The organism is Paenibacillus phoenicis (assembly GCF_034718895.1).
GTDB lineage: Bacteria > Bacillota > Bacilli > Paenibacillales > Paenibacillaceae > Fontibacillus > Fontibacillus phoenicis.
The window spans coordinates 672,088-690,105 of record NZ_JAYERP010000001.1 but is presented as its reverse complement, the minus strand read 5'-3'; the positions used below and the strand labels follow the sequence as shown (position 1 = coordinate 690,105).

Below are 18,018 nucleotides of genomic sequence, written 5' to 3'. Positions count from 1 at the left end.
TTGCATTTTTGCTATTATCAGTTTAGCTGTTTCTGTTAGAAAAGAAAAGTTTAACCTAAACCGCACGTGAAAGAAACAACAGGGTGATGGAATTTTGCTGTGAAAGCCGTTACAATAAGGGAGAAAGCATCTCTAATATCGCTTTAAACTAGGCTAGAGAGGGGAAATGTTCATGTCTGCCAAGCGCAAACCGCCTACACTCCAGAAGAAAAAGGACGAAGTCAACAAGAAAGCGCTCATCTGGTCCATTTCCATCGTTGCCGCGCTGGTCATCGTGACTACCGTCCTATTGATCGTAACCTAAGCTAGTTCAGCCAATGGTAAGTGCGGTGGGGATTAGTCTGATCCTGTCTATCGCCCAGGGCGAAACGCTCCGCCGGGACGTTCTTCAGCTTCGGCAAAATCCCCTTCCCAATCCTCACCCTCGTCCCCTTCGGAACCAGATCAAACAGCTCTTCCACATCCTTCTTGCCCATCCGGATGCAGCCTAGCGACTCATCCTTTCCAATACTGTCCGGCTCATTCGTTCCGTGAATCGCGTAGTTTGTATCCGACAGCTGCATGCCGCGGCTGCCAAATTCCCCGCTATCCCTTCCGTTCGGGTTGATCACTTTTTCGGAGATGACAAACGTGCCCTCCGGCGTTCGCGAGCCGCCCAATCCAACCGGATAACTCCGAATCAAGACGTTCCCGCTGACCACCGCCAATGTGTGCGTTTTCGTATCGACGATAATTTCATAAGGTTCGGCAAAAAAAGGCCGCTGCCCCGGAGCCATCCCCTCCGCGAGCACTTCTTGCGCATTCGCATTTCCCGTTGCGCCTGTACCCTCGCGTTTTAATTGCGCAAGCAGCGGTTTAAACGCCCGCACCATGGTCGGATCGGTCCCGGCAATCCAGTTGTCGGGATACGGCCCGACCAGGTCTTGCAGGCTAGCAGGCCATACACCGTTAGCCTGCTTGTAGTGGATCATCGCCGAGGCAAGCACGCCCAGCGATTCCTGCTGCGGGATCCACTGCCGCGCGCGCTCCTGCAGCGCGGCCGAATCCGGCGGCGCGCATTCGCACGCGCGCGCATCATAGGCTTGGAGCGCCGTCCGACCATCGGCCGGACTCTGCTCCAAGCCAAACGCGACGGGCAGGTCGTCCGACCAGACCAGCCAGTCGCCAGCCTGCTCCATGCCCAGCGCTGCGGCATGGAGCAGGGGAACGGCGGTTTGCCGCTGCAGCGCGAGCAAACCGCCCAAGGCCTCCGCCTGCGTCCCGGCAGGGTCGCCGCCGAAGCCGATGGCGGTGAACGCCGGCTCCGAGAAGGCCGGCGTCCCCGCAGGCGCACCTTCGCCCGCCTCATCCCCGGCGGGCTTCTGCGCTTCCGCCGATGCCTCCCCGAGGTCGGCATCGTCACCGGCACCTGCATCGGCGGCGTTCACGGGCACCGCCGCCTGCCGATCCCCCGGCGCATGGGCGGAAGGAATCCACACCAGCAGCGCAATCAACAGCGCAAGACTGAGCTTGCGCAGGAAGCGGCTTCGTTTCTCCTTCCGGTGTGACTCCTGCAACAGCCCTTCCTTATAGCCGGCCAGCACTTCCTCCGGTAGCGGAATTTTGCTGGATTCAAATGCCTCATACACGTTGCCCGCCTGAATATAACAATAGTGGGCTTTCCCCGCTTGCCCGTTCGCTTCATATTCTTTGCCCAGCAGGTACCAGGCCATTTTATTGTTCGGGTGGTTTTCCACGTATTTTTTAAGGTAAGCCGAGTTCCCCATCAGTTCCTCCAGATTAGAGAGTAGTTGAGAAATCCCCTTTCATTACTTATATCGGCAAAAAAATCCGCGTTCCTAACCCAATTCTCGCCAATCCCGCAATTTTGCGACTTAGTACCTACCAGCAGGTCGGTATCAAGGTAAAAACGCCGCCGTTCCTCAGTCGTATCACTGCACAGCTCTTTGCATGATTATCCCTTTCGTTCAGAACTCATCAGGACCCAACGGGATAATCCCTCAAAGAGCCGCACAAAGCGACCTGAGCCAGCGGGATAATCGTGCAAAGGGGGGCAGCAGAGGTAGTAGACCCCAGCCCCCGATCGCGATCACCGCATCATCTAATAAGAAAAACGTCTATCGACGTACATTCAAAGTAGACAGACCGCGTTTAGCGGAAGTTTTTCTTGCGATATCAGGATGCCAATCGCCCGAAGTTTATACTTTCTGATATCTTAAAAAAAGAGCACCCCCGCCAAAATCGGCGCAGGGTGCTCCTTATCCCAGTTATTCCAAAGGTTTAGCCTTCTTTATTAAATGGCTCATCTGCAACTTTGATGGAATCCGTTGGGCAGCCGTCGCAAGCGTCTTGGAGATCGTCGTACAAATCTTCCGGAATCTCCGTGATCCCGCGGTTGCCGTCATTACCGTAAATCACTTCGGCCAAACCCTCATCGTCATAATCGTAGATATCCGGTGCTGTTGCGCCGCAAGCGCCGCAAGCGATGCATGTGTCCTTCTCAACCCAAGTATATTTCGCCATCTCTTATCTGCCTCCTGAATAAACGGTACGAGTCCGGTGCTTTTTATATCACCATGACCAATATAATATAAATAGTTTACAATTTCAATGCGTTTTCCGTATTATTCCAATTCCAATACGTGATCATTCCTACTCCGAACGTGGACCGTCCGAATCGTCCCGGTTCTGGCGAAGAAAGTCGGTTTGCAGCGAAGTCCCGCGAATGCGATGATTGCGGATCAATGCCGATGGATCATCGGTCAGCATTCCTGCCGTCAGCACGGCGTCTTCCCCGAACTTGTCTCTTAGCATGTCCATTGTGCGCGTTAATGACTCTTTTTTGGGCTGCCGCTCATAATCAAACAGATCGAGCTGCAGCGCGGATTCCTCCTTTGGAACCAAATTTTGTAAAGTGATCCCTAGGAGACGAACCGACTTGTCTTCGCTCCAATGGCGGCGGTACAACTCACAGGCTTCCCGGTAAATCACCTCCGCCTGCTCGGTTACCGTATCCAGACTGTGCGAGCGGGTGATCGTCTTCATGTCCGGGGTGCGGATCGTAATTTGGATCGTCTGTGCCATCAGATTTTGCCGCCGCAGTCGGCGCGCGACTTGATCCGCGATGTTCAACAGCACGCGTTGCACGTCCTCCATCCGGCTAATATCGCGCGGCAGTGTGGTGGTGTGGCCAATCGATTTATTTCGCTCGCGCTCATCGCTCACCGGCGAATCATCTCTGCCGTTCGCCGCCTGTTTCATCCAAGAACCGGCCACCCCAAATCGCTCGATCAGCTTGCGCTCGTCCGCAGCCGCCAGCTGCCCGATCGTATAGATCCGCATCGACTTCAGCTTCTCGGCCGTCTTTCGGCCGATGCCAAACAAGTCGCTGCACGGTTTGTCCCAAAGGAGCTTCGGCACGTCCCGGATGCGCAATACGGTGATGCCGTTTGGTTTTTTCATATCTGAAGCCATCTTGGCTAACAGCTTGTTGGGAGCAATCCCAATCGAACAGGGAAGGCCCAGCTCGTGACGGATCCGCTGTTGGATTTGACTCGCAATTTCGAGCGGGGTTCCAAATTGCTTGGAGCCGGTGATATCGAGATAACATTCGTCGATGGAAACCGCTTGAAGGAGCGGCGTGTATTCGTACGCAATGTCCATAAACGCCCGGGAATATTTGCGGTATAGATGGAAATCCGGCTGGATGACGATCAGCTCGGGACATTTCTTCAGCCCTTGGCTGACGGTCATTCCGGTCGACACTCCCATTTTACGCGCGGTATACGAGCAGGTGACGATCACTCCTTTGCGCAGCTCCACGCTTCCCGCTACCGCCGTAGGACGGTTCCGATATTTCTCCGGTTCTTCCGCCTCATGGACCGAACAATAAAAGGCGTTCATATCGACATGCAAAATGACTCTTCCCCGCGCCGGGTAAAAATCAGCGGTATCTCTCATTTCCTACCCCTCGTTTATCATACGTTACTCCTAAGTTCAGCATACCTGTCCCCGGAAAGACGGTCAATATCGCCTGATATCTTAAAAAAGCGTGTTCCATTTAACATGTTGATGTTATAATTATTAATTAAAAACTAAACATTCGGGGAGAGCTAACCACCCTCATCCACGGCTAAAGGGGGATACTTCGATCATGTCAAAGCCAATATCCATCTTCGACACAACCTTACGCGACGGTACCCAAGGCGAGGGCATCAGCCTGTCGGCGGACGATAAGCTGAAGATCGCCAAAAAGCTGGATTACCTTGGGGTCCATTATATTGAAGGTGGAATTCCGGGCAGTAACGGGAAGGACATTGAATTTTTTAAGCGGGTCATGGAGCTGAAGCTGCAGGCCAAGATTACCGCTTTTGGCAGCACACGCCGAAAAGACAGCCTAGCCGAACATGATGCTGGTCTCAATAAGATGATCGAAGCCGGTGTTCCAGCGGCGACGCTGGTCGGAAAATCGTGGGATTTCCATGTGCATACCGCGCTGCAAACCACGCTAGAGGAAAACCTCGCCATGATCTCCGATTCGATCGCTTATCTGAAGCGGCAGGGGCTGGAGGTCATTTTTGACGCGGAACATTTTTTTGACGGGTATAAAAACAATCCGGAATACGCCCTCTCCGTCTTACGCAAAGCGGAGGAGGCTGGTGCCGACTGGCTGGTCATGTGTGACACGAACGGCGGAACGATGCCGCATGAGGTGTATGATATCGTCAGCGCATTGTGCGAAGTGATTCCCGGCTCGAAGCTGGGCATCCATACCCACAACGACTGTGAGCTGGCCGTCGCCAACTCGCTTAGCGCCGTCCGGGCCGGCGTAACCCAAATCCAAGGGACGATGAACGGGTACGGGGAGCGTTGCGGCAATGCCAACCTTTGCTCGATTATTCCAAATCTGCAGCTGAAGCTGGGCTACGAAGTGCTCGAGCCCGACCGGTTAAAGCAGCTGACCAATACCGCCCGTTACATCAGCGAGATCGCTAATGTGCACATGCCGGTCAACCAGCCGTATGTCGGGAACGCCGCGTTCGCCCACAAAGGAGGCATTCACGTCTCCGCCATCCTCCGCGATTCGCGGACATATGAGCACATCGCTCCCGAATTGGTCGGTAACCGCCAGCGCGTGCTTGTCTCCGAGTTGGCCGGGCAAAGTAACATCCTGTCCAAGGCGCAGGAGATGGGAATCGAATTCAATCCGGAGAACGAGAACACCAAACAAGTGATCGCCAAGATTAAGGAACTGGAGCATCAAGGGTATCAATTCGAAGGTGCGGACGCCTCGCTCGAATTGCTGCTGCGTCAGGCCAATGGCGATATGAAGGAACTGTTCGTCTTTGAATCGTTTAAGATGCTCGTTGAGAAAACCGCTGACCGTCCTGTCGTTTCCGAAGCCTTCGTCAAGCTGAAGATTGACGGAGTCAGTGTCTACACCGCTGCCGAAGGCAACGGCCCGGTTAACGCTCTCGACAATGCGCTTCGCAAAGCCTTGATCACTTATTACCCGGGCTTGAAGGATATGCATCTGTCGGACTACAAGGTGCGCGTTCTTGACGACAAAGATGCCACCGCTTCGAAGGTACGTGTACTGATCGAATCCCAGGATTATCACAACTCCTGGAATACCGTTGGCGTGTCCAGCAACGTCATTGAAGCGAGCTGGGAAGCGCTCGTTGACTCGATCCGTTACGCGCTGCTGGGGCAGACAAAACGGGAGGACTATGAAGAGATTCCTTCCGCCGGATGGGGACTCGTCAACCATTAAGCATCACCTCTTAAGCGAAAAGCCCAAATCTCCGTTACTGACGGCGATTCGGGCTTTTTACTTGTTAAATCAGGCTTTTAATCTTGGCTTCCAACTCTTCCGGCGAAATGACACCAACGATGACGTCGCGAATCACGCCTTGCTCGTCGATCAGCACGTTGGTTGGAAAGGCAATCCCGTTATATTTCCGGTAAAGCTCCTCCTTTTCGTCCAAGAGGACCGGGAAGGTGTAGCCATATTTTTTGACGAAGGCCTTAGCCTCATCCAGATTATCGTACAATGTAACGTTCACGGCATAAATGTCCAGCGAATCCTTGTATTTCTCAGATAACGCCTTCAGCTCGGGCGCTTCCTCCTTACACGGATCACACCAGGAAGCCCAGAAGTTCAGAAGCAGCACTTTATCCCGCTTGCCCCCAACCTCATATGTCTTGCCATCCAATCCTGCCAACGCGAAAGTTGGCGCAGCCGTTCCCGGCTTTGGAGCCCCTTCTGCTGCCATAGCGCTAAGCGAAGGTTCGTTATTGTCCTCCTTGGAGCCGCTGAGGAAGCTGCCAAACCAGCCCTCCTGCCCCCCGCGGTCCAGCGAGGCGATAACCAGCAACACCAGCAACCCGGCGAGTATCCATCGATTACGTTTCATCTTTTGCCCGTCCTTTTATGACCTCATCTGGTTTTGAAGATTTAGGTTTACCGTAATTATTGTACCCTTTTTTAACGATTTGTTACAATGGATCGAGAAAAAGGTGAACTCTATCATTTCATCGACGGGAGCATGCAAAATGAATCAATCCTGGATATTGCCGCCGGATATTCGTGACGAAATGCTGCAGGATGGGCAACAGCGTTACCCGGAGGAAGCCTGCGGGCTGTTGCTCGGAACATTTGACGGCCGCATCGGCAGAATCGAACGTTTTTTCCCCGTGGCGAACCATTCGCAGACTCCGTTGCACGCTTTTGAACTCGACCCGGTCGCCTGGGTCCGAAGCTGCTTTGATCCGCAGTTGATCGGCGTCTATCATACCCACCCCAACTCACCGCCGCGTCCTTCGCCAGAGGATCTGCGCCAGCTTCCGAATTTTGCCGATCGCCTTCGCTTGTACCTGATCGGTGGTCGGATGCACTCGTTCAACGACAAGCCAAACGCAAATCCGTCAAACGATAAGCCGCCCGGCGAACCGGACGGCTTCACGCTTCAAGCGTATGGTATAAGTGCTCATACAGGAGGTTATAGTCTGCTGCCCGTCAAGCTTCGGGAAGACTAAGACGGCAAAGGCTTACGTTCTGCTTAAAAAAGTGTACAGATCACCCAAAGTAATCACGTTTTGTTCTTTCAACCGTGCGATTAACGCGGTCCACAGCTGAGCCGTCATCTTGGAGTCCTCCAGCGCGTGATGGCGCTGGGCCACTGGAATCCCATACACTTCCAGCCAATCGTCCAGGCTGCCGGAGATCCGCCGATCCGGTTCCAGCTTACGGGCGATCATCATCGTGTCCAGCACCCGATGCCCGAGATGAGCTTTGCTTGTTTTCCATAACGCCACGTCCAGAAAAGCTTTGTCATGCGCACTGCCGTGGGCAACAAGCACCCGGTCATCCACAAATGCCATAAATTCGCGCAACGCCTCCAGCAAGGATGGAGCCGACTGGGCCATCTCCTGCGTAATTCCGGTTAGTTCTATAATCCGCTCAGGAATTTGGCAAGCGGGTTTGGCAAGCGAGTAATACACCTCATCGGTGATCCGCTCCCCTTCCACTTTCACGGCTCCAAAGGACAAGATTTCATCACCATAATGGTAATGAAATCCTGTTGTCTCCAAATCGAAGACGGCCGTTTTTAATTCAGCCAGCGGAACGTGAAGCGTCTCCGGACGGCGCTGTCCTTTGGTTAATGAACGAACGAAAGCGATCTGCTGTGCGCTGGGAGCACCAAGCATCGAGGCGATCCTTGGCGACACTCCGCCGCCCTTAAAAGCATCCCAAAAACCACCATTTCCCTTCATCGGTTCTTTCATAACCATTTCCTTTCCGCATACCGGTGCTGCCTTTGGAGTGTGCGGTACATGACCTTGACCGTACTGAGCGATTCCCGCAGCTCGCGCCGGAGCTCTTTCTGTTTTAGCATGTCTTGGGGCAAGTAGTGAGAACCCGTGAGCAAGCCGTCTTCGATAACCGGCGATACAAGCGATCTCAACTTGACCGCCGTGTTAAACGCGCGACTGCACGATTCCAGCCACCGCGTCGGAACAGCCTCAAGCTGAAGCAGTTGAGCGATCCGTTCCCAGGTGTTCGAGGCTTCGATCCCGTATTGCAAAGCCAAATAACGCACGGCGTTCACGATCGGGATGTACAGCCCGTATTTCACGTCAAATTCCCCGGCATGTTCACCGCTTTGCTCTGTGATCACTTGCCCCAACACATTTAGTGCCGCTTTGTGACGGACGGTATTACGCAGAATTGCCGCCACCACATCGCGTTCTCCGCCTTGATCCGCCTCCATAATCCGCTTCATGGTCTTGCGCAAGCCAGCGGTTAGCTCCGCATTCCCGCAGATATGGCGCAAATCGGCGGCAATCATCAAGTAGCGAACCTGTTCCCAAGCCAGAATGTCCCGCCATTCCAGCAGTTGCTTCTCCCACGAAGCGAAGTTGCCGCGCCATAACGGATTGGACACCATGACCCTGCCCGGGCATGGGGGATAACCAACCTGCTCGAGAATCTCTGACAGCTTCTGACCAAAGATCTCAAAGTAGACTTCCAGCTGATCCGCATCACCATCCCCGTAGATCAAACCGTTATCCTGGTCGCTCCATAACGTGGGTTCCGCCCGACCGGCGCTTCCAAACGCAATAAAGGCATAATGCGAAGGAGGAGGGCCGAAGCCCTCCTGGATCATTTCTTCTTCACAGCATCGGCAAGCTTGGGTCATGACGGCATCATGCAGGTCCGAGACCTCACGGTTCCAATCCTGAATCGGCATCGATGTCAGCTTGCTATACAAGCGATTCTGCTCATCGATTCTGGCCGCTCTTAGCAAACCGGGAGTTGCGGCGGACCGGATCTCGCTTAAATTTGCGTTGTTCATGGCCGTCTCATGACTCATAAGCCCAACTTCCTTTCTCTTCCGGACGCCTCACGTCAGGATATCAATCTTCAATTATTCTGCAGGAATACCAGACGAAGTTGTTTTATTCAGTAAGCTCATTTGCTCCGGATATCCGTAAGTACCGTGTTCGCTGATATCCAGACCCATCGTTTCTTCTTCTTCCGTGACGCGCAGCCCCATCGTCCATTTCATAATTCCGAGAATCAGGAACGACAGTACCAATACGAAGGCGAAAGTCCCGATCACGCCAAGCAGCTGAACCCCTAATTGTCCAAAACCGCCGCCATAGAACAAGCCTGCTTTACCTACACCTGTAGTCTCAGCCAGCTCCGGCGTTGCAAAGAGACCGGTAGAAATCGCCCCCCATACCCCGGCGATCCCGTGTACAGAGAAGGCATAAATCGGATCATCCACACCAGCGCGTTCAAACCATCTAGCCGTAAAGAAGGTCAAGATCCCAGCAACCGCACCGATGATGACGGAAGCCCAAGCATCAACGAACGCACAAGAACCAGTAATCGCTACGAGAGCCGCCAGCACACCGTTCAGCATGCTTGGAATATCCGACTTGCCCAGAACTGCCCAGGAAATGAGCAGTGCAGCAACTGCACCAGCTGCAGCAGCCAGGTTTGTTGTCATCAACACATAACCAAAGAATCCATCACCCAAAGGAGTTAATGCACTACCTGGGTTGAAACCAAACCAGCCAATCCACAAAATGATCACACCAAGTACCGTCAACACTTGGTTGTGACCTGGAATGTTGTTCGGTTTACCATCTTTATTGTATTTGCCAAGACGCGGTTTGAGCAGAATGGTTGCTGCAAGCGCCGCTGTAGCACCAGTTAAGTGAACTACCGTCGAACCAGCGTAGTCTTGCATCCCCAAGTTACCAAGCCAGCCGCCGCCCCATACCCAGTGAGCGACAATCGGATAAATCAGAACGATAAAGATCGTGCCGAAGATAATATAAACGCTGAGCTTCGCACGTTCTGCCATCCCGCCGCAAGCGATCGCCAGCGATACAGCAGCAAATGCCATTTGGAACAGGAACATCAGATTTAACGGTACGCCAATTTCAGCAAATACGCTGAACGAACCGATATCCCCTTCGCCGCCGAACAGGAACCCGGTTGTACCCAGGAAGCTGTTGCCGTCGCCAAAAGCGAAGCCAAAACCAAATAGCCACCAAGCAAGAATAGCAATTCCCAAGGTGAGGACGGTTTTGCCGGCAACGTGTCCGGCGTTCTTCATCCGAACCGTACCTGCTTCAAGAAGAGCAAAGCCTGCTTGCATGAAGAATACCAGCATGGCTGCGACGAATACGAAAAGCGAGTTCAGGCCGAGCTCCAGAACCGGAGCGGTAACCTCTCCCTCCGCTGCGAATGCCGAGACCGGAAACGCAAACGATGTAAGAAAAATGAGTACTCCGTAAAGCCATTTCTTCTTCATTTTGAACACTCCCCTAATGTTAAGTTTCCTAACACATAATGAATTGTTAATGTGATTATAAGAGAAAGCTTCAGGGATGACAATACTTTTTTCAAAAAAAACCGCTAAATTGTATGTATTATTACATTGAATGTAAGGTTTTTTAATGAATCCTCCTTTAACGAATCCTCCTATAGTTACTGACAAAAATAAAGTATGACGTTTGACTGTATGCTTGTTGTTAAGTATTATGGGGATAAATAGAATAAATATAGAACTCAATCCTTTGGAATTGTCGGGAGAGGTGATGAACTTGGAGTAAAGAAACTGTACCGGATCGGAGAGTTAGCGAAGGCAGCTGATGTGAGTGAGCGTACGATCGATTATTATACGAAGCTCGGGCTGATCTCCCCGGAGAAGCGAACCCAGACAAATTATCGTTTATACAGTGCTGAAACCTTGATCAGGCTGGAACGTATTAATCAATTGAAACAGGAGAAATATACGTTGGAAGAGATCCGTGAGAAGCTGGACCAGTGGCACCGAGTTTCTCCGGAAGAACAAGTGACGGAGAAGCTAAGCTCATTAGAGCTCCATATGCAGCAGCTGGAACGCGAAGTCAAAGAGCTGGAGCCGCTCATTTCCAGCTTGCAGCCCAACCAGGCCAAACGCGCCTTCGCGAATTTGCTGCCGCAAAGCTTGGCCTGCATGGAAGCCATCCGGCTGTTATTGAATCACGGACCCTTTTCCTAACTTTTACTCCTGAAACAACCTCAGTTACTTCTTTGATAACTAAATCATATGGAGGAATGATTCATGTATTCAGACGTGATGCTGATCCCCATTCTGCTCGCATTTGGGTTGTCCCTGTGGGCGCAGTTTCGGGTCAAAGGCACATTTAACAAATGGGCGAAGGTCCAGAACCTCTATGGCTTAACCGGCCATGATGCCGCAAGACGTATGCTGGATGCGAACGGTCTCTATGATGTCCCGATCGAGCCTGTGCACGGCGCCCTGACGGACCACTACGACCCGATTCACCGCGTGGTCCGCTTGTCAGAGCCGGTGTATTATGAGAGCTCCATCTCTGCGGTAGCCGTCGCTTGCCACGAGGTAGGACACGCAATCCAGCACAAGCAGAAGTACCCGATGCTGGTGCTGCGTCATCGGATGTTCCCGGTGGTGAACTTCGCCTCGGGGGTTGCTCCTTTCTTGCTTCTGGCTGGTTTCCTGTTCGGCGCGCTGAACCTGATCGGTCTGGGGATTATCTTCTTCTCCGCGGCCGTTTTGTTCCAGATCGTGACGCTGCCGGTCGAGTTTAACGCCAGCAACCGGGCCCGCAAGATCATGCTTCAACAAGGCTTTATTTCGCCTAATGAAGCACGCGGAGTTGGCAAAGTATTAAACGCCGCGGCTTTGACTTATGTAGCTGCCGCTTTGATCTCCATTTTGGAGCTGCTGCGTTACATCCTGATTTTCACAAGCAACCGCGAATAACAAGTAAACCAAACAAAAAGGCTGCACGGTACCGAGCCCATGGGCTCGAGATCGTGCAGCCTTTTTTTTCGTCCCCACATCTCGGAGAACGTTCCATGATGATTCAATTACTGCTGCTGGTTTGGCGGCGTATCCACCTGAAGCCCAAAGTATTCCAGCAGGAACATTCGGAACGATTGGGCTACCAGCGGCAGTTTCTCGTCGACCCGATGAATCAGCCCAATGGTGCGGGTGACCTTAGGTTCCGAAATCCGCACACGGATCGGCTGAAGCGTAAAGCTCTGAAACAGCGCCATTTCCGGCAGCAGACTTACGCCCATCCCAGCCGCAACCAGCCCCCGGATCGTATCGGTCTCTTCGCCCTCGAAGGCGATTTTTGGCGTAAACCCTGCCTCCAGGCAGGCATGCCAAACGATTGGCCGCAAGGAATAGCCTTTGCTGAACAAAATAAACTTCTCGTCCTTAAGCTGGCTGAGCTTGATGCTTTGCTCACCAGCCAAAGGATGCCCCGGCGGAAGGATGGCCACCAAATCCTCGGTTAATACCACATTGCCGGTGACTTGATCATGATTTTCCGGAAACGGAGAAATAAAGGCTAAATCCACTTCCCCTGAAACCACATCCCGAATTAACGTAGGATAAGTGCCTTGCCTAAAACGAAACTTCACATTGGGATACAGCTTGCGGAATTCCGCCACCACGCTGGGAATCATATGAATACCTAGGCTATTGGGGAAGCCTAAGCGAATTTCCCCTTGCTCCGGATCGAGAAATTCGTGCACCTCGCTCACGGCCCGGTCGAGATCCTTCAGAATCATCTCCACCCGGCTGCAGAATAGCTGCCCCACAGCGGTAAGGTGGAGATTCCTGCCCTTCTGCATAAACAAATTAACGCCAAGCTCCTGCTCGAGCTGGTGAATTTGCCGGCTTACCGCCGATTGGGCGACGTGCAGTTCCTCGGCAGCCTGAGTCACGTGCTCTTTCCTCGCCACTTTTACAAAATACTGCAGTTGTCTTAATTCCACGAATCTGATCGCTCCATTTCGCATGTGCTACGAACATCGAACATCTTCTGATGACATAATACTCTAAATTTAATGTACCATTTACAATCCATTGGTTCAACGCCGTTTTAACAAGCGGACAATGAGTCCATAGATAAAAAAGCCGCCGACAAGCCCGCCAAAATGAGCGGCCAGGTTGATCTTGGGAACCAATACCGAATAGATCACCCCGATAATGAGAAGGCTGTACAGCGTTTTTCGCGAGCTTTCATCCATCAGGTGACGCTGCAGCAAGGCAATGTAGAGAAACGCGCCATACACACCATAGACAGCGCCTGAGGCCCCAACCGAGATATGAGGGACCGAGCTAAACTGGTACACACCCATACTGATGAGGTTTCCGACCAGTCCGCTGCCCAAATAGACCAAGGCATATCGCCACCAGCCGAGCAGACGCTCCAGCGGCGGCGCAAATACCAGGATCGCAAACGAGTTGGAAAACAGGTGATCAAACCCGTTGTGAAGAAACATCGCCGTAAACAACCGCCAGCTTTGTCCGGCAAAGGGCTCGATGTCGCTCATTGCCCCGAACCTTAGCAGGGTGAGCCCGTTCCTCGATCCCCCATTCAGCGTAAGCACGATAAACATCACGATGTTGGCCGCCAGGAGCAAGCAGGTAACGGGATAATATCGCAGGTAACTTCGCCAGTTTTCGTATCGTATGAAAATCATCGGATCCTCCTTACCGTTGTTTTTCCTAATGTTGGACATTTTCTTTTCAAAACGATTATAATTAAATTTGATTGAATAAATCCATCTGACTAGGAGGAAATAAACATGGCCCAAGAACGCGCAAATGTAGCTACATTTAAAGGCAATCCGATCACGCTGATCGGACCGGAACTTAAAGTTGGCGATACGGCTCCGGATTTCCGCTTGAATAAAAACCTGCTGGAAGAAGCCACACTCCAGGACTTCGCCGGCAAAATCAAACTGATCAGCGTGGTTCCTTCGCTGGATACAGGCGTCTGCGACGCGCAAACGCGCCGGTTTAACCAAGAAGCTGCCGGCCTTGGCGATGACGTCGTTGTGCTGACGGTCAGTGCCGACCTGCCTTTTGCCCAAGCCCGCTGGTGCGGCGCCGCTGGCGTGGATCGCGTCATCACGTTGTCGGATTACAAAGACAACTCCTTTGGCAAAGCCTACGGCGTGCTCATCAAAGAGTTCGCGCTCGACATGCGTGCCGTGTTTGTCGTCGATAAAGACAACAAGATCCAATACGTCGAAGTATTGAAGGAAATGACCGAGCATCCGGATTATGAAAAACCGGTGGCTGCCGTTAAAGCGCTGCTTTCTTAATCGAAGGCCCTTCGGCACAAACGAAAAGCGAGTAGGAGAGGAATCTCCCTGCTCGCTTTTTTTTTGTCGTAGTCAAGCGGATTTACTGGTTCGAGGACACTTTATAAGCCGCCAGCTTCTTATCCAGCACAGAGAAAAGTTGAAGAATGTTACGGTAATTTGCGCCGAGATCCCCCATCGATCCACGTGTCGCCGAGTAAATATCAATCGCGCTCCGTACCGGCCCGGTGCCCACGATCGATACGGTAATGTCCATCACGCGTCCGAGGCTGGTCCGTTTCTCCAGCGTAATCTCGCCGACGGACGGCACTTCATGCAGCACCTTATAGCCCGGAATTTTCTTTAAGGTTGAGGAAACTTCCTCCCAGCATTTCTCTTTGGATAATTGATAATATCTTGTTTTGAGTTCGGGCATCTTCGCACGGTCGCTGGTCCCTTCTTGGCTGCGGAAAATGCCGATTAACGTTCGCTTGAATGACAACTGTTCTTCCTCCTTCACGATCCTGCCCCATGTGACTTGGGTATGCGTTTTTCTTAATTTCTAGTTTAACATTCTTGGCAGACAAACAAAAGCGAGGCTGAACATTTTGGCACAAACAAAAAAGCACCTTGTCCCTTTTCTCAAGCGAAAAGAGTACAAGGTACCATTCTCATGCTTCATCATAGACCCGCCTATGCCGTCCGATTACATTATCTCGAACCTGCACCCGCAGGTGGGTGACCGCAACGACGCTTTTGAAGTCCCCTCATCCGATGGATAGGGCCTTTCAGCGGCGGCGCAATGTAGGTCTCCCGAGATAACTGTCATTGGTTCAAAATAACGGAAACCGAAACGCACATCGCAGGACGTACACCTATTATACGGCTTCATTAAGCAAATGTAAACTCATCTAACAAGGAAGATGATGGCAATTTAAGCCATTTTTCAATCCTTCTCTTTTTCCTCACTCGAAGGAAGTTCAAGCGCCAGGTCCTCGTCGTCTTGCTGGGTGCTACCATTATTCGAAGCGTCTTCGTTTTGGCGCATCCGCTCCACCTTCTCCTGGATCTTGTTATAAGCGATGTAGAAGTTATAAAACGCCACGAAGGCAGTTAAGCTGCCGAACCCGAAGAAGATCAACCAGCCGAAGCGTAAAGTCAGAAAACCAAGCACACCCGCGCAGATCAGCGTGGACAAGGTCCGAAACGGCCGAAGAATCGTAAACAGGATCGCATTCTTGATCAACTGAAGCGCACCCAGATGGTAATGCGCCACCAGCGAGAAGAAGTTAAACAACGACAGGGATAAGATCAACAGGAAGAACAGCATCACCATGCCAATCATCTGCAGGTTGTTCATCTGGTTCATGTAGACTTCATAGTCCACATACATAATCGCGAACAGGATCGTATAGAAAATACCGCCGACCATGCTTTGCTTGTAGTTCTCTTTGTACCCTTTGAAGTAGACTTTGATAATACTCAAGTCGCTTTCCCCCATCACCCATTTCCGAGTCACGGAAAATAAAGCGGCGGTTGCTGGAAACAGTGTAAACGGTGCCAAAACACCCATAACCCAAATCGTCAGCGTCTCCGGCTGAGGCGTCGGTGATTGCAACACCAAGAGCAGCTTCATCGCAAGGACGATCATAAATGGCGATGAGCACAGCAGCCACAGCAGGTTACTGCCGGCAATCCGCATAATCCATTCGGTAATTTTATAAAATCCGCCCATTAAACCTTTGTATTCCAAGTAAAGTTCCCCTCTCAAGCGTTGTATAGTGGATCGCTCTGCCTATATTAACTATACATGATTCGTCCAGCTCGTTCCAGCGCCTAATTTGTACTGCTTTGGGTAAGCGTCTAATCTCAACAGGCCGCTGTGCCATAGTATATACCGTAACTTCAAACCATCAACATCATCAAAGGAGGTTATCACATGTCCGGCGTAGGATATGGCGGTGGATTCTGGACTTCCACGGGTACGATTCTGGTTCTGTTCATTCTGCTCGTAATCGTGAGCCGTACAATTCATCTGTAATGAACAAACAAGAAGAAGACGGAGGTTCCTCCGTCTTCTTTCATTTAGGATATTCGAACAACCTCCAGGATCCGCTTAATTGTCGAACGAGGAGTTGTCGTCGTATTTCGAAGGTCTGCGGTCTCCGCCGCCCGAGCTGGTACGCGGCTTGCGGTCGGAGGAACGATAGTCACGGCCGTCGCGGTTGTATCCGCCTTTGCCATAACCTCCGCGGCCGCCTTGGGAATCACGCCGGTATCCACCGCCGCGATTGCCGTAACCTGACGGTTTCCGCCCGCTGGAACGGATGTCCGGGTTGCGGCGTTTCACGCGGATCGGTTCTTCCGGTGTCAGCTCGATGCTGACTTTCTCATTCTTGTCACCCGTGATCAGCTTAAACGCAGCCGCCAACAGGTTCACCGAATCGTATTGCTCCAAGAGCTGGATCGCAATGCCCTTGTTCTCGTTCAGTTCACCGTTCTCCACCAGCTCGATCAAGCGTTCCGCAATAATCCGTTGCTTGCCTTCGATCGCTTCAGCAATACTTGGCAGCGGCTTGCGAGCAATCTTATGACGGGTAATCCGTTCGATAAAGCGCAGGTGATCCATTTCGCGCGGCGTCACGAAGGACCACGCTACCCCTTCTTTCCCGGCACGGCCCGTACGGCCGATCCGGTGAACGTAACTTTCCGGATCCTGCGGCAGGTCGAAGTTCACGACATGGGTAACCCCGGAGACGTCCAAACCGCGCGCAGCCACGTCGGTTGCAACGAGAACGTCGATGCTGCCGTCACGGAATTTACGCATGACGTTGTCACGTTGGTTCTGCGACAGGTCCCCGTGCAGGCCGTCGGCGGAATAGCCTTGCTTCTGCAGCGCTTCGGACAATTCATCGACGCGGCGCTTCGTCCGGCCGAACACGATCGCCAGCTCTGGCGACTCCATATCCAGCAACCGGGTCAAAGCATCAAATTTCTGCCGTTCATGAACCTCGATGTACGCTTGATCAATGAGCGGCGCGCTGACCTGTTTCGGAATAACGGACACGTGCTCCGGATTTTTCAGGAACTGCTGAGCCAGCTTCTGGATATTAGCCGGCATAGTTGCGGAGAATAGCATCGTTTGACGATCTTCTGGAACCAGCTTCAGGATCGATTGAATATCGTCCATAAAGCCCATGTCGAGCATTTCGTCAGCTTCGTCCAGAACGACGGTTTTCACATCGTCAAGCTTGATCGTTTTCCGGTTGATGTGGTCAAGCAAACGGCCCGGCGTACCGATAATAATTTGGGGCTTCTTCTTTAATGCGCGAATTTGGCGTACGATGTCTTGTCCGCCGTAGATGGGAAGAGAGCGGGTACCCTTAAAGCGGGACAGCTTGCCGATTTCTTCAGCGACCTGAATGGCCAGCTCCCGAGTTGGGGTCATAACCAGCGCAACGATACGGTCTTCTTCCTTAGGGATCTTGTTGATCAGCGGCAGGCCGAAGGCCGCGGTTTTCCCCGTACCCGTCTGGGCTTGTCCGATTAAATCGCGACCGGACAATGCGATCGGGATGGATTTCGCCTGGATCGGTGTTGCTTCTTCAAATCCAAGTTCCGTAATAGCTTGCAATACTTTAGGCTCTAGGCCGAAATCTGCAAATGTGTTCAATGTATCATACTCCTTCTATATAGTGGACATTCCACCAGCTTAACGGTATTCTTAAGTAGCGTTTAGTCCTGCTTTGCCCACACTCAAAACCTGACCTCGGGGACCTTCAAACGTATATAGGCTGTCCAATCCGCCTGTAAATTTTACATAGTACTAGCTTGGTACTAGCTTGAAAAATGGAAAAGAGTACCTACTC

Annotated in this window: 19 protein-coding genes and 1 other RNA gene; 7 read left to right on the top strand and 13 right to left on the bottom strand. The window is 52.1% G+C overall.

Annotation, left to right across the window (positions count from 1 at the left end):
• The first annotated feature begins 172 nt into the window (after positions 1-172).
• Positions 173-304 (top strand): hypothetical protein, encoded by a 132-nt coding sequence (locus U9M73_RS03255; RefSeq protein ID WP_260070057.1) that lies wholly within the window; start codon positions 173-175, stop codon positions 302-304.
• Position 305: 1 nt separating this feature from the next.
• Here U9M73_RS03255 and U9M73_RS03250 read toward each other — a convergent pair whose 3' ends face one another.
• The 3 genes from U9M73_RS03250 to U9M73_RS03240 all read right to left on the bottom strand — a co-directional run bounded on the left by U9M73_RS03250 (position 306) and on the right by U9M73_RS03240 (position 3,960).
• On the bottom strand, positions 306-1,766 hold the full coding sequence (locus U9M73_RS03250; RefSeq protein ID WP_323076261.1) for a L,D-transpeptidase family protein: 1,461 nt from the start codon (positions 1,764-1,766) through the stop codon (positions 306-308).
• A gap of 514 nt (positions 1,767-2,280) precedes the next feature.
• Positions 2,281-2,523 (bottom strand): ferredoxin, encoded by a 243-nt coding sequence (locus U9M73_RS03245; RefSeq protein ID WP_009222802.1) that lies wholly within the window; start codon positions 2,521-2,523, stop codon positions 2,281-2,283.
• 129 nt (positions 2,524-2,652) lie between these two features.
• The gene (locus tag U9M73_RS03240; RefSeq protein WP_260070055.1) at positions 2,653-3,960 is read right to left on the bottom strand and encodes a DNA polymerase IV; all 1,308 of its coding nucleotides are present in this window, start codon (positions 3,958-3,960) and stop codon (positions 2,653-2,655) included.
• A 193-nt stretch (positions 3,961-4,153) separates the two neighbouring features.
• On the opposite strand from U9M73_RS03240, the gene cimA reads away from it, so the two are divergent.
• Complete coding sequence (gene cimA / locus U9M73_RS03235; RefSeq protein ID WP_260070054.1) at positions 4,154-5,773, top strand: citramalate synthase; 1,620 nt, start codon at positions 4,154-4,156, stop codon at positions 5,771-5,773.
• Positions 5,774-5,837: 64 nt separating this feature from the next.
• Here the strand turns inward: cimA and U9M73_RS03230 are convergent, their stop codons facing one another.
• Positions 5,838-6,416 (bottom strand): TlpA family protein disulfide reductase, encoded by a 579-nt coding sequence (locus U9M73_RS03230; protein WP_323076258.1) that lies wholly within the window; start codon positions 6,414-6,416, stop codon positions 5,838-5,840.
• Between the two features lie 139 nt (positions 6,417-6,555).
• On the opposite strand from U9M73_RS03230, the gene U9M73_RS03225 reads away from it, so the two are divergent.
• Positions 6,556-7,038, top strand: a complete 483-nt coding sequence (locus U9M73_RS03225; RefSeq protein WP_323076257.1) for a M67 family metallopeptidase — start codon at positions 6,556-6,558, stop codon at positions 7,036-7,038.
• A 12-nt stretch (positions 7,039-7,050) separates the two neighbouring features.
• On the opposite strand, the gene U9M73_RS03220 is transcribed toward U9M73_RS03225, so the two are convergent.
• Genes U9M73_RS03220 through U9M73_RS03210 form a run of 3 tightly spaced genes read right to left on the bottom strand, consistent with a single transcriptional unit; the run spans position 7,051 to position 10,331 of the window.
• A complete protein-coding gene (locus U9M73_RS03220) occupies positions 7,051-7,788 on the bottom strand; it encodes an exonuclease domain-containing protein (RefSeq protein WP_323076255.1) in 738 nt (245 codons plus the stop codon).
• Positions 7,785-8,876, bottom strand: a complete 1,092-nt coding sequence (locus U9M73_RS03215) for a DUF294 nucleotidyltransferase-like domain-containing protein (RefSeq protein ID WP_323076254.1) — start codon at positions 8,874-8,876, stop codon at positions 7,785-7,787. The genes U9M73_RS03220 and U9M73_RS03215 overlap by 4 nt, the downstream gene beginning before the upstream one ends.
• A gap of 54 nt (positions 8,877-8,930) precedes the next feature.
• Positions 8,931-10,331, bottom strand: coding sequence for an ammonium transporter (locus tag U9M73_RS03210; RefSeq protein WP_323076253.1), 1,401 nt, complete (start codon positions 10,329-10,331; stop codon positions 8,931-8,933).
• Between the two features lie 306 nt (positions 10,332-10,637).
• Between U9M73_RS03210 and U9M73_RS03205 the strand changes: the two genes are divergently transcribed.
• Positions 10,638-11,063: a MerR family transcriptional regulator gene (locus U9M73_RS03205; RefSeq protein ID WP_198136143.1), complete on the top strand. Its 426-nt coding sequence runs from the start codon at positions 10,638-10,640 to the stop codon at positions 11,061-11,063.
• Between the two features lie 63 nt (positions 11,064-11,126).
• Positions 11,127-11,807: a zinc metallopeptidase gene (locus U9M73_RS03200; protein WP_009222793.1), complete on the top strand. Its 681-nt coding sequence runs from the start codon at positions 11,127-11,129 to the stop codon at positions 11,805-11,807.
• Between the two features lie 107 nt (positions 11,808-11,914).
• Here the strand turns inward: U9M73_RS03200 and gltC are convergent, their stop codons facing one another.
• Both gltC and U9M73_RS03190 read right to left on the bottom strand, forming a co-directional pair.
• A complete protein-coding gene (gene gltC, locus U9M73_RS03195; protein ID WP_009222792.1) occupies positions 11,915-12,832 on the bottom strand; it encodes a glutamate biosynthesis transcriptional regulator GltC in 918 nt (305 codons plus the stop codon).
• 96 nt (positions 12,833-12,928) lie between these two features.
• A complete protein-coding gene (locus U9M73_RS03190) occupies positions 12,929-13,543 on the bottom strand; it encodes a rhomboid family intramembrane serine protease (RefSeq protein WP_260070048.1) in 615 nt (204 codons plus the stop codon).
• Between the two features lie 105 nt (positions 13,544-13,648).
• On the opposite strand from U9M73_RS03190, the gene tpx reads away from it, so the two are divergent.
• Positions 13,649-14,170 (top strand): thiol peroxidase, encoded by a 522-nt coding sequence (gene tpx / locus U9M73_RS03185; RefSeq protein ID WP_009222790.1) that lies wholly within the window; start codon positions 13,649-13,651, stop codon positions 14,168-14,170.
• Positions 14,171-14,252: 82 nt separating this feature from the next.
• Here tpx and U9M73_RS03180 read toward each other — a convergent pair whose 3' ends face one another.
• From U9M73_RS03180 to U9M73_RS03170, 3 genes are all read right to left on the bottom strand, one after another.
• On the bottom strand, positions 14,253-14,651 hold the full coding sequence (locus U9M73_RS03180) for a DUF1499 domain-containing protein (RefSeq protein ID WP_016312740.1): 399 nt from the start codon (positions 14,649-14,651) through the stop codon (positions 14,253-14,255).
• Positions 14,652-14,831: 180 nt separating this feature from the next.
• Positions 14,832-15,021: non-coding RNA, 6S RNA (gene ssrS / locus U9M73_RS03175), on the bottom strand.
• Positions 15,022-15,095: 74 nt separating this feature from the next.
• Positions 15,096-15,902 carry a YesL family protein gene (locus U9M73_RS03170; RefSeq protein WP_009222788.1) on the bottom strand — a complete coding sequence of 269 codons (807 nt, stop codon included), beginning with the start codon at positions 15,900-15,902 and terminating at the stop codon, positions 15,096-15,098.
• Positions 15,903-16,088: 186 nt separating this feature from the next.
• On the opposite strand from U9M73_RS03170, the gene U9M73_RS03165 reads away from it, so the two are divergent.
• Positions 16,089-16,190 (top strand): hypothetical protein, encoded by a 102-nt coding sequence (locus U9M73_RS03165; protein WP_009222787.1) that lies wholly within the window; start codon positions 16,089-16,091, stop codon positions 16,188-16,190.
• Between the two features lie 75 nt (positions 16,191-16,265).
• On the opposite strand, the gene cshA is transcribed toward U9M73_RS03165, so the two are convergent.
• Positions 16,266-17,822, bottom strand: a complete 1,557-nt coding sequence (gene cshA, locus U9M73_RS03160; RefSeq protein ID WP_009222786.1) for a degradosome RNA helicase CshA — start codon at positions 17,820-17,822, stop codon at positions 16,266-16,268.
• Positions 17,823-18,018 lie beyond the last annotated feature (196 nt).

Coding starts and splice junctions, on each gene's coding strand:
- U9M73_RS03210 (WP_323076253.1), bottom strand. CDS start 10,331: ATGAAGAAGAAATGGCTTTACGGAGTACTCATTTTTCTTACATCGTTT.
- U9M73_RS03190 (WP_260070048.1), bottom strand. CDS start 13,543: ATGATTTTCATACGATACGAAAACTGGCGAAGTTACCTGCGATATTAT.
- U9M73_RS03220 (WP_323076255.1), bottom strand. CDS start 7,788: ATGAAAGAACCGATGAAGGGAAATGGTGGTTTTTGGGATGCTTTTAAG.
- U9M73_RS03255 (WP_260070057.1), top strand. CDS start 173: ATGTCTGCCAAGCGCAAACCGCCTACACTCCAGAAGAAAAAGGACGAA.
- tpx (WP_009222790.1), top strand. CDS start 13,649: ATGGCCCAAGAACGCGCAAATGTAGCTACATTTAAAGGCAATCCGATC.
- U9M73_RS03200 (WP_009222793.1), top strand. CDS start 11,127: ATGTATTCAGACGTGATGCTGATCCCCATTCTGCTCGCATTTGGGTTG.
- U9M73_RS03245 (WP_009222802.1), bottom strand. CDS start 2,523: ATGGCGAAATATACTTGGGTTGAGAAGGACACATGCATCGCTTGCGGC.
- U9M73_RS03240 (WP_260070055.1), bottom strand. CDS start 3,960: ATGAGAGATACCGCTGATTTTTACCCGGCGCGGGGAAGAGTCATTTTG.
- U9M73_RS03250 (WP_323076261.1), bottom strand. CDS start 1,766: ATGGGGAACTCGGCTTACCTTAAAAAATACGTGGAAAACCACCCGAAC.
- U9M73_RS03225 (WP_323076257.1), top strand. CDS start 6,556: ATGAATCAATCCTGGATATTGCCGCCGGATATTCGTGACGAAATGCTG.
- U9M73_RS03215 (WP_323076254.1), bottom strand. CDS start 8,876: ATGAGTCATGAGACGGCCATGAACAACGCAAATTTAAGCGAGATCCGG.
- cimA (WP_260070054.1), top strand. CDS start 4,154: ATGTCAAAGCCAATATCCATCTTCGACACAACCTTACGCGACGGTACC.
- U9M73_RS03165 (WP_009222787.1), top strand. CDS start 16,089: ATGTCCGGCGTAGGATATGGCGGTGGATTCTGGACTTCCACGGGTACG.
- U9M73_RS03230 (WP_323076258.1), bottom strand. CDS start 6,416: ATGAAACGTAATCGATGGATACTCGCCGGGTTGCTGGTGTTGCTGGTT.